The organism is Mesorhizobium sp. M0761, assembly GCF_040320205.1.
Classification (GTDB): Bacteria; Pseudomonadota; Alphaproteobacteria; order Rhizobiales; family Rhizobiaceae; genus Mesorhizobium.
Map to the genome: position 1 here is coordinate 96,872 of NZ_JAMYPF010000009.1, position 14,079 is coordinate 110,950.

Here is a 14,079-nt window from a genome sequence, read left to right on the forward strand (position 1 = left end):
GGCAAGTGCCGAAAAGCTGGTGACAGGATGAAACGCTTCGGTTAATGCGGGGCCGGTTGCGGCGGACCGTCGGCTGCAGCTCTCGCAATGATCGTCACAGCAGGTAAACGGCATGGCGGATTCGCCTGATATCATCGGCTCGCTCGCGGATTTGTCGGGCGCCTACTCGGCCATCCTGTGCGATGTCTGGGGCGTGATCCACAATGGCGAATGGCATTTTCCGGCGGCTGCCGAAGCGCTTGCCGCCGCGCGTGCGGCGAAGGTCCCGGTCGTCCTGATCACCAACTCGCCGCGCCGCAATGCCGATGTGGTGGCGCAGATGAATGCGATCGGCGTTCCCGCCGCCGCCTACGACCGCGTCGTGACCTCAGGCGATGTGACCCGCGACCTTATCGCCGAAGGCCCACGAAAAATCTTCCATATCGGCGCCGACCGCGATTTCACCCTCTATGACGGTCTCGACGTCGAGCTCGTCGAGGAGTTCGAGGCCTCCGGCGCGGTCTGCACCGGGCTGTTCGACGACGAGGTGGAAACGCCTGAGGATTACGCCGATCTGCTGCGCCGGCTGCGCGCCAGGAACCTGCCTTTCATCTGCGCCAATCCCGACATCGTGGTCGAACGCGGCGAGCGCATGATCTGGTGCGCCGGCGCCTTGGCGCGCGACTATGCCCAGCTTGGCGGCCGCACGCTGATCGCCGGAAAACCCTATGCGCCGGTCTATGACGTAGCGCTGCGGGAGGTTGCCGTGCTTCTCGGCCGCGACGTCGCGCGCTCCGAGGTGCTGGCCATCGGCGACGGCATGATGACCGATGTCAAGGGCGCCGCCGACAACGGCATCGATGTGCTTTACGTCTCGGGCGGCATTCACGCGCGCGACTATGGCGATCCCATGCAGCCGGACCCCGCCAGGCTCGCGGGCTTTCTGCAAAAGCACGGCTACCGGCCGGTCGCCGTCATTCCGAGACTGCGGTAGGATTGCTGCATGAGCGCAGCTTTCGAACACATTTCAGCAACCGCGCCGCTGCCGCCGCATTTGCGCCGCGGCGTGGTGGCGATCGGCAATTTCGACGGCGTCCATCGCGGTCACCAGGCGGTGCTCGATCGCGCGCTTGCCGAAGCCGGGCGGCGCGGCGTGCCGGCGCTGGTGCTGACCTTCGAGCCGCATCCGCGCAAGGTGTTCAGGCCCGATATGCCGCTGTTCGTATTGACGCCGCCGCCGATGAAGGCGCGGCTGCTGTCGCATCTGGGCTTTGCCGCACTCGTCGAACAGCCGTTCACGCGCGCCTTTGCCGGCCTGTCGGCCGAGGCTTTCGTGACCGATGTGCTGGAGACGAACCTCGGCATCACCCATGCCGTGACCGGCTTCGATTTCCACTTCGGCAAGGACCGGCAGGGCGGTCCTGCGTTTCTGATGGCGGCAGGCGAGCGCCATGGTTTCGGCGTCACCCTGGTCGACGCCTTTCGCGACGAGGGCGCCGAGGTCGTGTCGTCGAGCCGTATCCGCGAGCTGCTCTGCGAGGGAGAGGTCGCCGAGGCCGCAGGCCTGCTCGGCTACCGCTTCACCGTCGAAAGCGAAGTGATCGGCGGCCAGCAGCTCGGCCGCACGCTCGGCTTCCCGACAGCCAACATGAGGCTTTCGCCGGAAACGACTCTGAAGGAAGGGATTTATGCCGTCCGCTTTCGCCGCGCCGACGGCACGCTCTATGATGGTGTCGCCAGCTTCGGGCGTCGCCCGACTGTCGACGACAATGGCGCGCCGCTGCTCGAAACCTTCGTCTTCGACTTTGCCGGCGATCTCTATGGTGAGATCTGCGACGTATCGTTCTTCGGCTTTTTGCGCCCCGAGGTGAAGTTCGATGGGCTCGATGGGCTGGTGGCACAAATGAAGCGCGACGAGGCGGAGGCGCGCGCGCTGCTGGCCGGCGTCAGGCCGCTTTCGGATCTGGACGGCGCCATCGCTTTTTGAGCCTTCCGGCCGCTTACCTCTTCAAGCCCCTACTTCTTCAACGCCAGTCCGAGAGCGATGAAGCTCCAGCCCTGGAAGATCAGGTCGATGGCCAGGAACAGGCCGAGCACCCACAGGCTGTTGACCGGCCAGCCCATGGCGATGGTCAGCCCCGCCAGCACGCTGATCAGGCCCGCCGCGACGACCCAGCCCCAGCCCTTTTCCGGTCGGTGGCTATAGCCGACCCAGGCCCTGAGCGCGCCTGAAGCGACCAGCGCCACCGCCAGCAGCAAGGTCAGCACCGTCGAGGCCAGCAGCGGATTGTCGAAGGCAAAGAAACCGGCAACGGCATAAAGTAGGCCGCTGAGCAGCCAATAGAAGAAGCGACTCCAGGTCTTCACGCCGAAGGCATGCACGATCTCGATGATGCCGGCCATCAGCATCAGCCAGCCCACGACATAGACCGAGGCGACGGTGGCGATGAACAGATTGCCGAAGGCAATGCCGCCGAAGATGAGCAGCAGCACGCCGAGCGCGACGAACCACCCCCATTTGTCCCGTGTCCGGCCGATCGCATCTTTCAGGGTATCACCGTGCAGGGTCATGGCTGCATCTCCTCGAAATCGCCTGGCACCTTGCCGGGAGGTTAGCCCCGGCTGTAGCGGACGTCCAGCCGATGGCGACGGCTAGCAAACAAACAAAGCGTCGGTGGCTTGAGGTTCGCGCGTACGTGTCAATTTATGGCAGCCCACCCAGTCACAAGGACGAGGACAAGCGTGACGATCGCTCCAGAGACGTAGACGATCGTTCTGACACTGCCACCCTTGGCGGCATTGCCGCCGCGTAGGTAAACCCCCAGGTGAAGCAGGCGTATCGCCACATGAACCCAGACAATGGTCGCCAACGTGGCCGACCCAACGCCAACCATCATGGCCAGCACCGCCGGGACGACAAAAGGCGCCAGCGCCTCGACCGAGTTCATATGCACGCGGTCGATCCTGTAGAGGAGATTGGCGTCGTCGGCCGGGATCACCGGACCGGAAAGCGCTCCGGCAAATCCCTTGGACGAACCCGAGTAAACCGCCAGCGCGACTGACAAAAGACAGAGGATCAGTACACCGAGGATGCTTAGCCAATAGGGTTCCATAATTGTGCTCCTTCAGGTCACCTTGCTGGCAAAAAGATCTTGGAATCGCCTGAGATACAGCGGCCAGCCTCGATCACCGTCAATCCCAAAGCGCACGCCTTCCCAGCCTTCGCCATGACGTTCGAGATTGCGATGCTCGATCTCGACGCGGGTCCGGCTATTCGTCTCCGCCGTAAACCGGACTTCCCACTCGCTGGTCCTGTCCGGATTGGTCTCGATCTGCCATTGAGGGCTGATATCCCAACTCAGAAGCAGTCGGTTCGGCGGCTCGTAGGCCAGCACCCGTGCCCAGCGGCACTCGCTGCCATCCACACCGCGGTCGTAGACGTGACCGCCAACGCGGGGTTCGAAGATCGTCTCCGCGATCGGCACCGCAAGCAGGTTATGCTCTTTGGGTTTGAAACTGCCGAAGTCCTCGGTGAAGACCTTGAAGGCATGTGCGATCGGAGCCTCGACAAGGATGGAGTGCCTCACGGGCGGTTGATGTGTGCTCATTCCTGCTCCTTCAAGGGCTGTTCGACGACCACTTTGTAGGCCGCCAAGGTCTTGCTCCAGAACCGGTCGAGTTCGGCGCGCAGGCTGGCCAAGCCTTCCGGTTCGACCCGGTAGATGCGTTGCTTGCCTAGCCGTGTGTTGGCCACGAGGCCGGCGTCCTTGAGCACCTTCAGGTGCTGCGAGACCGCCGGCCGGGTGACAGGAAGCGCACGAGCCAATTCCCCGACCGAACAGGGTTGTTCGACCAGCAGTTCGAAGATCGTCCGCCTGGTCGGGTCGCCAAGCGCTGTCCATCTGTTCATGTTAGTCTGCACTAACGCGAATTTAGGCAACCTCGCTATTTCTGTCAACTCGCCACAGGCCCGGCGGCGCCCTGTTCAAATGGGCCACAGCGCAAAAAACAGGGTCGCAGTTGCCGCCACTGCTGTAGATTTTAAGTCAAATTTTACCGAACCGGCGCCATGGCTTTGGCTGCCGGGTGTTCTCTCCGTTTTGTTTCGCGTATGGGGTGGTGATGCGTATTGTCTGGACGATTCCGCTGTTTCTCGCCTCGGCGCTGCTCACTGTGTCCACCGCCAATGCGGGCGAGGGTGCCTTCGGCTGGATGTCCGGCGACTGGTACCTGACGCTTGGCGCCACCGGCATGGTCGCGCCGAAATTCGAGGGCTCCAACAGCTATCTGCTCAGCGCATCGCCGATCATCTCGCTGGGCAAGGCCGGCCCGGCCGCGCGCTTTACCTCGCGCAACGACAACATCTCGCTGGCGCTGGTCGACGATGGCGGCGTCCGCGCCGGCCTGACCGGAAAATTCCTGTTTTCCCGCGACAGCAAGGATGAGCTCAAGGGCCTCGACCCGGTGCGCTGGGGCGGTGAGGTCGGCGGCTTCTTCGAAATCTATCCGACGGACTGGCTGCGCGCCCGCGCCGAACTGCGCCATGGCATTCGTGCCCATGATGGCTTTGTCGCCGACATCGCCGCCGATGCTTTCTACGACGTGACGCCGACTGTCAGAATTTCGGGCGGACCACGCGTGTCCTTTGCCTCGTCGGGCTATTTCGACTCTTATTATGGTGTCAACGCCAAGGAGGCTGCGGCCTCGGGCCTGAGCGAACACCATCCTGGCGGCGGCCTGAAATCGACCGGCCTTGGTGGCGCCATCACCTGGAAGGTGACCGATCCGATGACCGCCAGCCTGTTCGGCGAATATGCGCGCCTGATGGGCCCGGCTGCCGATTCCAGCCTGGTCAAGGAGCGCGGCGACCGTAACCAGTTCACGGTCGGCGTCTCGACCACCTATCGCTTCGACTTCGCGATGTAAGTGAATCGAACAAGAGACGCTTTATTCCTGCGGCTTTCTCGGCTAAAAGCCCGGCAATGACGAGCTTTTCACGCCTTCGCGCGCTGACGATACGAATTACAGGCCCGGTGTTCCGGGCGGCCTGAGCGCCGCCGGAGCCGCCGGGAGTTTTGCGCGCCCCCTCGCGCTTTTCCAATCATGATAGTTCACGCCCGAGCTTTTACGCCCGCCGGGCAATGCACATGGCAGACCAATGACCGACACTGTTGAAACGATCGACTATTCCAAGACGCTTTACCTGCCGCAGACGGATTTCCCGATGCGCGCCGGCTTGCCTGAAAAAGAACCGCAGCTGGTCAAGCGCTGGCAGGACATGGATCTCTACCGCAAGCTGCGCGAGGACGCGGCCGGCCGCGAAAAATACGTGCTGCATGACGGCCCGCCCTACGCCAATGGCAACATCCATATCGGCCATGCGCTGAACAAGATCCTCAAGGACGTCATCACCCGTTCGTTCCAGATGCGCGGCTATGACGCCAATTATGTGCCGGGTTGGGACTGCCATGGCCTGCCGATCGAATGGAAGATCGAGGAACAGTACCGCGCCAAGGGCAAGAACAAGGACGAGGTGCCGGTCAACGAGTTTCGCAAGGAATGCCGCGACTTCGCCGCGAACTGGATCACGGTGCAGGGCGGCGAGTTCCAGCGGCTCGGCGTCGTCGGCGATTTCAAGAACCCCTATACGACAATGGCTTTCCACTCGGAGTCGCGCATCGCCGGGGAGTTGTTGAAGTTCGCCATGTCGGGCCAGCTCTATCGCGGCTCCAAGCCGGTAATGTGGAGCGTCGTCGAGCGCACCGCACTGGCCGAGGCCGAGATCGAATACCAGGACTATGAGTCCGACACGATCTGGGTGAAGTTTCCAGTTGTGTCAGGATTTTGGAGCGTTGAGCACTTTGTATCAGACGCTGCACCGTCCATGCGCGTTCCGGAAAGCGTTGCACTTTTGGACAACGCCCACGTCGTCATCTGGACGACAACCCCGTGGACGATCCCCGGCAACCGTGCCGTCAATTATTCGTCACGGATCGGCTACGGCCTTTATGAAGTTACCGCAGCCGAAAATTCGTTCGGTCCACAGCCCGGTGAGAAGCTGATCTTTGCAGATGCGCTTGCCGAAGACTCCTCGGCCAAGGCCAAGGTCACCTTGAATCGGCTTCGCAGCGTTTCGGTCGAAGAGCTTGGAAGCCTTACACTTTCACATCCCTTCAAAGGTCTCGGCGGTGGTTACGAATTCGCCGTACCCATGCTTGCCGGGGACCATGTCACCGACGATGCCGGTACCGGTTTCGTCCACACCGCGCCCGGCCATGGCCGCGAGGACTTTGATGCCTGGATGGATGCGGCATCGGATTTGCGCGCACGTGGCATCGACCCTGCCATCCCCTTCACTGTAGATGATGCCGGCTTCTTCACCAGGGACGCGCCGGGTTTTGGCCCGGATCGCGAAGGTGGCGCCGCGCGTGTCATCGACGATAACGGCAAGAAGGGCAATGCCAATCAGGCGGTCATCGACGAACTGATCAAGCGCAACGCGCTGTTCGCGCGCGGCCGGCTGAAGCATTCCTACCCGCATTCCTGGCGGTCGAAGAAGCCGATCATCTTCCGCAACACGCCGCAATGGTTCGTCTATATGGACAAGGACCTCGGCGACGGCACGACGTTGCGCAGCCGTGCGCTGAAGGCGATCGACGACACACGCTTCGTGCCGGCGGCCGGCCAGAACCGTATCCGCGCCATGATCGAGGAACGCCCGGATTGGGTCTTGTCACGCCAGCGCGCCTGGGGCGTGCCGATCGCCGTCTTTGCCGATGAGGATGGCAACGTGCTGAAGGACGAAGCCGTCAACCAGCGCATCATGGATGCTTTCGAACAGGAAGGCGCCGACGCCTGGTTCGCTGCCGGCGCCAAGGAGCGTTTCCTCGGCAATCACGAGGCCTCCAAATGGAAGCAGGTGATGGACATCCTTGACGTCTGGTTCGATTCGGGCTCGACGCATGTCTTCACGCTGGAAGACCGTCCGGACCTCAAATGGCCGGCCGACGTCTATCTCGAAGGCTCCGACCAGCATCGCGGCTGGTTCCACTCCTCGCTGCTCGAAAGCTGCGGCACCAGGGGCAGGGCACCTTACGACACCGTCGTCACCCATGGCTTCACCATGGATGAGGAGGGGCGAAAGATGTCGAAATCGCTCGGCAACACCGTCGTGCCGCAAGACGTCATCAAGCAGTCCGGCGCCGACATTCTGCGTCTGTGGGTGGTGACGACCGACTATTGGGAAGACCAGCGTCTCGGCAAGAACGTGCTGCAGACCAACATCGATGCCTACCGCAAGCTCCGCAACACCATCCGCTGGATGCTGGGCACGCTCGCCCATGACGATGGCGAGGAGGTGCCGCTGGACAAGATGCCGGAACTGGAGCGGCTGATGCTGCATCGGCTGGCCGAGCTCGATGAGGTCGTGCGCTCGGGCTACGACGCGTTCGAGTTCAAACGCATCACCCGCACTTTGCTCGACTTCATGGTGGTCGAGCTGTCGGCCTTCTATTTCGACATCAGGAAGGACGCGCTCTATTGCGAGGGACCCGCCAGCGTGAAGCGCAAGGCCTCGGTGCAAGTGGTGCGCCACCTCTTCGACTGCCTGGTGAAATGGCTGGCGCCGATGCTGCCCTTCACCACGGAAGAAGCCTGGCTCGACCGTCATCCGGATGCTGTCTCCCTGCATCTCGACCAGTTCCCCGAGATTCCGGCCGACTGGAAGAACGAGGCACTGGCGGAAAAATGGCGCAAGGTGCGGCAGGTCCGCCGAGTCGTCACCGGCGCGCTCGAGATCGCACGCGCTCAGAAGGTCATCGGTGCCTCGCTGGAAGCCGTGCCGGTCGTGACCCTCGACGATGCCGCGCTTGAAGCCGCGATCGCCGATGTCGACATGGCCGAAATGGCGATCACCAGCGATCTCGTCATCGCCCACGGTAAGGCGCCGGAAGGCGCCTTTGCGCTCGACGATGTCAAAGGTGTCGCGGTGGTGGTCGAAAAGGCCGAGGACCGCGGCTTGGTCAAATGCGCGCGTTCGTGGCGCTATACCGCCGATGTCGGGCAGGACGTGGAATTCCCCGACGTGTCTGCCCGCGATGCCGCCGTGCTGCATGAACTCAAGGCTCTGGGACGTTTGTGAGTGCTCAAAGCCGGTGCACAAATGCCACGGCGGGCGGGTGAAAAGCGCCCGCGCGTTGCCCTTAACGAGTGGTTGAGATAAACACGCGAAACTCCGGAAGACAAATTGTCGCCGGAATTCCGTCGCAAGAGCGTGGACGATGGGGACCGGGGCCTTTGGCCGGTGACGATCGAGAGGCTGTCTAGAGTGGGACTTTTTGGCATGATCGACAGAACTTCCGTGCGCGTTGCGCTGCTGGCGCCGCTTGTCGCGTCCGGCCTCGCTCTGTCCGGCTGCATGGGTTCGCCGACCTACGGCACCGACAAGACGGCTGGCGAGCAGCTTGCCGGCGACCTTTCCGGCGCCTTCGCCATCACGCCCAAGCACAAGGAACAGATCGACTACAGGCCGCGTCCGGAGCTGGTAAAGCCGGCGCCGGGGCAGAAGGAAGTGCTGCCGCCGCCTCAGGAAAGCATCGAAACGGCGAGCACCGATTGGCCCGAATCGCCCGAGCAGCGCCGCGCCCGCCTGCGTGCCGACGCCACTGCCCACCAGGACGACCCGTCCTATCAGTCGGGGATCGTCGACGACGTGCAGACCGATCCGGCTTCCGTGAAGAAGGCGCTGGCGGATTCGGGCTCAAGCCACCCGCCGGCCTGGTCGCCGAAGGATTCAGACAAGGGCCGCGCCGCCGAGATCCAGCGCCGCACCGCAGAGCAAAAGCAGGGCGATCCCAACACTCGCAGATATCTGAGCGAGCCGCCTCTGGCCTATCGGGCTGCCTCCGACACGGCGCCGCAGGGCGAACTCGGCGAGGATGAATACAAGAAGGAACGCCGCCTCAAGAAGGAAGCGGCCGCCAAGGGCAAGAGCGGCGGGCTCTTCGACTGGCTGCCCTCCTGGTAGGAACCGTCGCCTTCGGTAGCTGAAGGCTCTACGTTTCGCGTCTTTCCCGAAAGAATTCCCTGAGCAGCAGCGCCGCGTCGGCCTCGGCCATGCCCGGATAGATGTCGGGCGTATGGTGGCAGGTCGGCGAAGCGAAGAAGCGCACGCCGTTGACCACCGCGCCGCCCTTCTCGTCGGCCGCGCCGAAATAGAGCCGGCGCAGCCTGGCGAAGGAAATGGCGCCTGCGCACATGGCGCAGGGTTCCAGCGTCACATAGAGGTCGTGACCGGTCAGCCGCTCGCTGGAGAGCGTTTGGCAGGCCGCGCGGATGGCCAGCATTTCGGCATGCGCCGTCGGATCGGCAAGTTCGCGGGTGCGGTTACCGGCGGATGCCACCACCGTGTCGCCGCTGGCGATGACGGCGCCAACCGGAACTTCTCCGCGCAAGGCGGCGGCTTGCGCCTCTTTCAGCGCCAGCGCCATGAAATCCGGCCGCTTCACGCGGTTTCCATTCCGATTATCTCCTCGCCACTTGGCGGTGATCCTGTTATGGAGCGCGTCAACCCGAATATCGGAACAGATTTTCGGAAATGATCATGCGCCAAATCAAAGTGCTATAGCGTCCTTTGCGCGCCCGAAAGGATGCGCCACGCTGTAGCAGCGCAACAAGGCAAAGGCCACATGGACGACAACGACAAGAAATCTCCGCGCCACAAAGGCCCGGGCAAAAGCGGCCCTGGAGCCGCGGGGCCGCGCCGCGATGGCGCCGCCGGCAAAAGCGGCAAACCCTCCTTAGGGGCCAAGAAACCCTATTCACCGCGCGGCGCCCGGCCGGCAGCGGCTGAGGGCGAGCGGCCCAAGCGCGATTTCAAAAGTGGCGACCGGCCATTCAGCAAGGGTCCTCGTCCCGAAGGCAAGCCTTTCGAAAAGCGCGAGGGACCGCGCAAGCCATATGCACCACGCGGTGACCGGCCGATGGCAGCCGAAGGCGAGCGCAAGCCGTATGAAAAGCGCGAAGGGCCGCGCAAACCCTATGCGCCGCGTGGGGATCGCCCTATGGCGGCCGAGGGTGAACGCAAGCCGTATGAAAAGCGCGAGGGGCCGCGCAAGCCTTATGCACCGCGGGGCGATCGGCCGGTTGCGGCCGATGGCGAGCGGCCAAAGCGCGATTTCAAGGGCGGCGATCGGCCGTTCAGCAAGGGGCCGCGTCCCGAAGGCAAGCCTTTCGAAAAGCGTGAAGGGCCGCGCAAGCCCTACGCACTGCGCGGCGATCGGCTTGCTTCCGCCGAGGGCGAAAAGCGTTTTGACCGTCCAAAGCGCGATTTTGGCGATCGCCCGCAGCGCGACGCCGGAGATCGTCCCGAGCGTGACTTCAGCGATCGCCCCAAGCGCGATTTCGGTGGTGACCGGCCGCAAGCATCTGGCGGCGCCTTCAAGCCGCGCCCGCGTCCGGCCGAGGCTGAAGAAGCCGGCGAGCGTATCGCCAAGCGGTTGGCCCGCGCCGGCCTGGCGTCGCGCCGCGACGCCGAAGACCTGATCGCGGCGGGCCGTGTCAAGGTCAACAACCGGGCTTTGACCTCGCCGGCCTTCAACGTCATGCCGGGCGACATCATCCATCTCGATGGCATGGAGATCCCGCCGATCGAGCGCACCCGCCTGTTCCTGTTTCACAAGCCTGCCGGCGTCGTTACCACCAACCGCGACCCCGAGGGCCGCAAGACCGTGTTCGACGTGCTGCCGGCCGAATTGCCACGGCTGATGACCATCGGCCGCCTCGACATCAACACCGAAGGCCTGCTGCTGCTCACCAATGATGGCGGTCTGTCGCGCGTGCTCGAACTGCCTGCCACTGGCTGGCTGCGCCGTTACCGCGTGCGCGTTCATGGCAAGGTCGAGGAAAGCATGCTCGCAGGCCTGCGTGAAGGCATTGCCGTCGACGGCGTCTTCTACGGCGCCATCGAAGCGACGCTCGATCGTGAACAAGGCACCAACGCGTGGCTGACGATCGGCCTGCGCGAAGGCAAGAACCGCGAAGTGAAGAACATCCTTGGATCGCTCGGCCTCGACGTGACGCGGCTGATCCGTATCTCCTACGGACCGTTCCAGCTCGACGATCTCGCCGAAGGCCATGTGCTGGAGATCAAGGGCCGCGTCTTGCGCGACCAGCTCGGCGAGCGACTGGTCGAGGAATCCGGCGCCAATTTCGACGCCGAGATCATCAAGCCGTTTTCCAACCAGCCGGTGCGGCGAGAGCGTGACGCGGAGCCGGAACGGCCGAAAGTCACCCGCGAGGGTGACCATCGGCCGATCGGCGAGGGCGGTCTGATCAAGAACCGCAAGCGCCGCGAAGGCAGCCGCGACGAAGCGCTCGGCAAGCTGTCGACCAGTCCCGAAAGGGGCGCGAGGCCGGAAAAGAGCTTTGGCGAACGCGGCCCGAGACCCGAGCGCAGCGAGTTTTCGGACAAGCCGCGCAGCGAGTTTCGCGAAAAGCCGCGCGGCGATTTTGGCGACAAGCCCCGTGGAGGCTTCGGCGACAAGCCGCGCGGCGCCTTTGGTGACAAACCGCGCGGCGGCAAGAAGCCCGAGCGCGAGCAGCGGCCGATCGATCCGCCGGGCCAGCGCAAGGCTAATGTCTGGATGGCGCCGGGCGCGCGTCCGATCGGCAAGGGCAGGGCGGAAGCCGATGCCGCCAAGGCGGCCGAGGCCAAGGCGCGCAAGGCGTCATTCAAGCCGTCCTATGGCAAGCCGGCCTATGGCAAGCCGGGCGGAGCCAAGCCGTTCGGCAAGCCGGGTGGCGAGCGTCCGGATGGCGGTCGGGGCGGCGAGCGGCCACGCAACGGTCCCAAGGGCCCGAGGACCAGATGATGCCGGGACTTAAATGAGATCCGGCCTTAAATGAGACCCGGGCATAAATGAGAATCGTCGGCGGCCAATTTCGCGGGCGTCCGCTGGCGACGCCGCGCGACCATGCCATCCGCCCGACGACCGACCGCGCCCGCGAGGCCGTCTTCAACGTGCTGGCGCACCGCTTTGCCGACAAGCTCGACGGCGCGCGTGTGCTCGACCTTTTCGCCGGCACCGGCGCTCTCGGCCTCGAAGCGCTGTCGCGCGGCGCTTCCTATGGCGTCTTTATCGAAGAATCGGCCGAAGGACGCGGCCTGATCCGCACCAATGTCGAAGCTTTTGGCCTTACCGGCCGCACCAAGATCTTCCGCCGCGACGCGACCGCCCTGGGTGAGGCCGGTACGCTTGCGGCATTCGGCCTGGTCTTCGCCGATCCGCCCTATGGCAAGGGCCTTGGCGAGCGCGCCCTGCGCTCGGCCAGGGATGGCGGCTGGTTGCTGCCCGGCGCGCTCTGCGTGGTCGAGGAAGCCGCCTCGGCGCCCTTCGAGATTGGGCCGGAATTCTCGGTGGTTGATGAACGAAACTACGGCGAGACGGTGGTCCGGTTCATCGAGCTTGCGTAAGGGTGGAGCGACCGGCGCCTTCAAGTGGAGCGACCGGCGCCTTCAAAATGACGCACAATTCACTTTGCCTCCGCGGCTAACCTTGCCTATCGTCGCGCGATAACAACCGGAGCCATCAATGACATTTCATACTGAATGGCTGCGGAGAGCCTTGCTCGCCACCGCGCTGACCATGGCCGGCCCGGCCCTGGCCGCGGACGATGGCAAGGTGGCCAACTTCCTGCTCGACAATGGCATGGAGGTGGTGGTCATTCCCGATCACCGCGCCCCCATCGTCACCCATATGGTGTGGTACAAGATCGGCAGCGCCGACGAGCCGCCAGGCAAGTCCGGCATAGCGCACTTCTTCGAACACCTGATGTTCAAGGCCACGACCAACCACGCCGCGGGCGAGTTCGACCGCGCCATATCGGCCATCGGCGGCTCCAACAACGCCTTCACCTCCTATGACTACACTGCCTTCCACGAGACGGTGGCGCCCTCGGCACTCGGTGAGATGATGAGCTTCGAGGCCGATCGCATGCGCAACCTCATCTTGACCGACGAGGTCATCAAGACCGAGCGCGACGTGATCCTGGAAGAGCGCCGCGCGCGCATCGACAGCAATCCGCAGGCGGTGCTCGACGAAGAGGTCGACGCGACGCTCTGGCAGAACCAGCCCTACCGCATTCCGGTGATCGGCTGGATGCAGGAGATGGAGCAGTTGAACCGCACCGATGCGGTTGCCTTCTATGACAAATACTACCGCCCCAACAATGCGGTGCTGATCGTGGCCGGCGATGTCGAGCCGGAGGTCGTGAAGGCGCTGGCCGAAAAAACCTATGGCAAGGTCGCGCGCGGTCCCGACCTGCCCCCGCGCATCCGCCCGGTCGAGCCGGAGCAGAACACCAAGCGCACGGTGACGCTCACCGATGGGCGCGTTTCGGTGCCGAGCTTTTCGACGCAATGGGTGGTTCCGTCCTACCACACGGCAAAACCCGGCGAGGCCGAGGCGCTCGACCTGCTGGGAGAGATCCTTGGCGGCGGCAGCCGCAGCAGGCTCTACCAGCAACTCGTGGTCAAGCAAGGCATCGCATCGGCGACCGGCGCCTTCTTCCAGGGTACGATGCTCGACGCCACCAATTTCACCGTCTATGGCGCGCCGCGCGGCGACGCCAAGCTGAGCGACGTCGAGGCGGCCGTCGACGCCGAGATCGCCCGCATCGTCAAGGACGGCGTCACCGCCGATGAGCTGGAGAAGGCCAAGGCCCGCTATATCAGGGCCATGATCTTCGCCCGCGACAAGCAGGACGAGATGGCCAATCTCTACGGCGCCGAGCTCGCCACCGGCGGCAACGTCAGGGATATCGAGGAATGGCCGGAACGCATTCGCAAGGTCACCGCCGATGAGATCAAGGCGGTCGCCGCACGCTATCTGCTGCTCGATCGTACGACGACCGGCTATCTCTTGCCGCAGCAACAGGCGGGGAATTGATGATGACGAGATTGAGCGTTAGCGCTGCCCCTCACCTGCCTGCCGGCATCCTCTCCCCCTATAGTGACGGGGAGAGGGGCGCTGTCATCGTCGATTTCGCCAACCATCAGCGTCGTAAGAAGAGCGCCAGCGTCGCGGCGAGACCCCTTCTCCC

General features: G+C 63.8%; 13 protein-coding genes. 8 read left to right on the forward strand and 5 right to left on the reverse strand.

The features are described from left to right. The first annotated feature begins 112 nt into the window (after window positions 1–112). Together NKI32_RS16910 and NKI32_RS16915 are read left to right on the forward strand one after the other, a co-directional pair. Complete coding sequence (locus NKI32_RS16910) at window positions 113–973, forward strand: TIGR01459 family HAD-type hydrolase (RefSeq protein WP_353003032.1); 861 nt, start codon at window positions 113–115, stop codon at window positions 971–973. 9 nt (window positions 974–982) lie between these two features. Continuing rightward, entirely contained in the window at window positions 983–1,966 is a 984-nt protein-coding gene (locus NKI32_RS16915) for a bifunctional riboflavin kinase/FAD synthetase (protein WP_352853212.1), read from the forward strand. A 29-nt stretch (window positions 1,967–1,995) separates the two neighbouring features. On the opposite strand, the gene NKI32_RS16920 is transcribed toward NKI32_RS16915, so the two are convergent. The 4 genes from NKI32_RS16920 to NKI32_RS16935 form a co-directional block, all read right to left on the reverse strand. Then, window positions 1,996–2,550, reverse strand: a complete 555-nt coding sequence (locus NKI32_RS16920; RefSeq protein WP_023671535.1) for an HdeD family acid-resistance protein — start codon at window positions 2,548–2,550, stop codon at window positions 1,996–1,998. A gap of 128 nt (window positions 2,551–2,678) precedes the next feature. Next, a complete protein-coding gene (locus NKI32_RS16925) occupies window positions 2,679–3,092 on the reverse strand; it encodes an MAPEG family protein (protein WP_023671536.1) in 414 nt (137 codons plus the stop codon). A gap of 12 nt (window positions 3,093–3,104) precedes the next feature. After that, entirely contained in the window at window positions 3,105–3,587 is a 483-nt protein-coding gene (locus tag NKI32_RS16930; RefSeq protein ID WP_023730459.1) for an SRPBCC family protein, read from the reverse strand. Next, a complete protein-coding gene (locus NKI32_RS16935) occupies window positions 3,584–3,889 on the reverse strand; it encodes an ArsR/SmtB family transcription factor (RefSeq protein WP_023689559.1) in 306 nt (101 codons plus the stop codon). The genes NKI32_RS16930 and NKI32_RS16935 overlap by 4 nt, the downstream gene beginning before the upstream one ends. 212 nt (window positions 3,890–4,101) lie before the next feature. Here NKI32_RS16935 and NKI32_RS16940 point away from each other — a divergent pair, with 212 nt between their 5' ends. The 3 genes from NKI32_RS16940 to NKI32_RS16950 all read left to right on the forward strand — a co-directional run bounded on the left by NKI32_RS16940 (window position 4,102) and on the right by NKI32_RS16950 (window position 9,004). Continuing rightward, window positions 4,102–4,905, forward strand: a complete 804-nt coding sequence (locus NKI32_RS16940) for a MipA/OmpV family protein (RefSeq protein ID WP_023730461.1) — start codon at window positions 4,102–4,104, stop codon at window positions 4,903–4,905. A gap of 232 nt (window positions 4,906–5,137) precedes the next feature. Continuing rightward, window positions 5,138–8,119, forward strand: coding sequence for an isoleucine--tRNA ligase (gene ileS / locus NKI32_RS16945; RefSeq protein ID WP_353003033.1), 2,982 nt, complete (start codon window positions 5,138–5,140; stop codon window positions 8,117–8,119). Between the two features lie 201 nt (window positions 8,120–8,320). Continuing rightward, window positions 8,321–9,004 (forward strand): hypothetical protein, encoded by a 684-nt coding sequence (locus NKI32_RS16950; RefSeq protein ID WP_023682973.1) that lies wholly within the window; start codon window positions 8,321–8,323, stop codon window positions 9,002–9,004. Window positions 9,005–9,032: 28 nt separating this feature from the next. Here NKI32_RS16950 and NKI32_RS16955 read toward each other — a convergent pair whose 3' ends face one another. After that, window positions 9,033–9,485 (reverse strand): nucleoside deaminase, encoded by a 453-nt coding sequence (locus tag NKI32_RS16955; RefSeq protein WP_023694762.1) that lies wholly within the window; start codon window positions 9,483–9,485, stop codon window positions 9,033–9,035. 180 nt (window positions 9,486–9,665) lie between these two features. On the opposite strand from NKI32_RS16955, the gene NKI32_RS16960 reads away from it, so the two are divergent. From NKI32_RS16960 to NKI32_RS16970, 3 genes are all read left to right on the forward strand, one after another. Next, the gene (locus tag NKI32_RS16960; protein ID WP_353003034.1) at window positions 9,666–11,849 is read left to right on the forward strand and encodes a pseudouridine synthase; all 2,184 of its coding nucleotides are present in this window, start codon (window positions 9,666–9,668) and stop codon (window positions 11,847–11,849) included. A gap of 47 nt (window positions 11,850–11,896) precedes the next feature. Continuing rightward, window positions 11,897–12,451 carry a 16S rRNA (guanine(966)-N(2))-methyltransferase RsmD gene (gene rsmD, locus NKI32_RS16965; RefSeq protein ID WP_023671544.1) on the forward strand — a complete coding sequence of 185 codons (555 nt, stop codon included), beginning with the start codon at window positions 11,897–11,899 and terminating at the stop codon, window positions 12,449–12,451. A gap of 118 nt (window positions 12,452–12,569) precedes the next feature. Next, window positions 12,570–13,925 (forward strand): M16 family metallopeptidase, encoded by a 1,356-nt coding sequence (locus tag NKI32_RS16970; RefSeq protein WP_023824515.1) that lies wholly within the window; start codon window positions 12,570–12,572, stop codon window positions 13,923–13,925. Window positions 13,926–14,079 lie beyond the last annotated feature (154 nt).

Bases quoted from the DNA above. Each gene is read 5' to 3' on its own strand.
- NKI32_RS16940 (WP_023730461.1), top strand. From the start codon at position 4,102: ATGCGTATTGTCTGGACGATTCCGCTGTTTCTCGCCTCGGCGCTGCTC.
- NKI32_RS16910 (WP_353003032.1), top strand. From the start codon at position 113: ATGGCGGATTCGCCTGATATCATCGGCTCGCTCGCGGATTTGTCGGGC.
- NKI32_RS16960 (WP_353003034.1), top strand. From the start codon at position 9,666: ATGGACGACAACGACAAGAAATCTCCGCGCCACAAAGGCCCGGGCAAA.
- ileS (WP_353003033.1), top strand. From the start codon at position 5,138: ATGACCGACACTGTTGAAACGATCGACTATTCCAAGACGCTTTACCTG.
- NKI32_RS16920 (WP_023671535.1), bottom strand. From the start codon at position 2,550: ATGACCCTGCACGGTGATACCCTGAAAGATGCGATCGGCCGGACACGG.
- NKI32_RS16970 (WP_023824515.1), top strand. From the start codon at position 12,570: ATGACATTTCATACTGAATGGCTGCGGAGAGCCTTGCTCGCCACCGCG.
- rsmD (WP_023671544.1), top strand. From the start codon at position 11,897: ATGAGAATCGTCGGCGGCCAATTTCGCGGGCGTCCGCTGGCGACGCCG.
- NKI32_RS16930 (WP_023730459.1), bottom strand. From the start codon at position 3,587: ATGAGCACACATCAACCGCCCGTGAGGCACTCCATCCTTGTCGAGGCT.
- NKI32_RS16915 (WP_352853212.1), top strand. From the start codon at position 983: ATGAGCGCAGCTTTCGAACACATTTCAGCAACCGCGCCGCTGCCGCCG.
- NKI32_RS16950 (WP_023682973.1), top strand. From the start codon at position 8,321: ATGATCGACAGAACTTCCGTGCGCGTTGCGCTGCTGGCGCCGCTTGTC.
- NKI32_RS16935 (WP_023689559.1), bottom strand. From the start codon at position 3,889: ATGAACAGATGGACAGCGCTTGGCGACCCGACCAGGCGGACGATCTTC.
- NKI32_RS16925 (WP_023671536.1), bottom strand. From the start codon at position 3,092: ATGGAACCCTATTGGCTAAGCATCCTCGGTGTACTGATCCTCTGTCTT.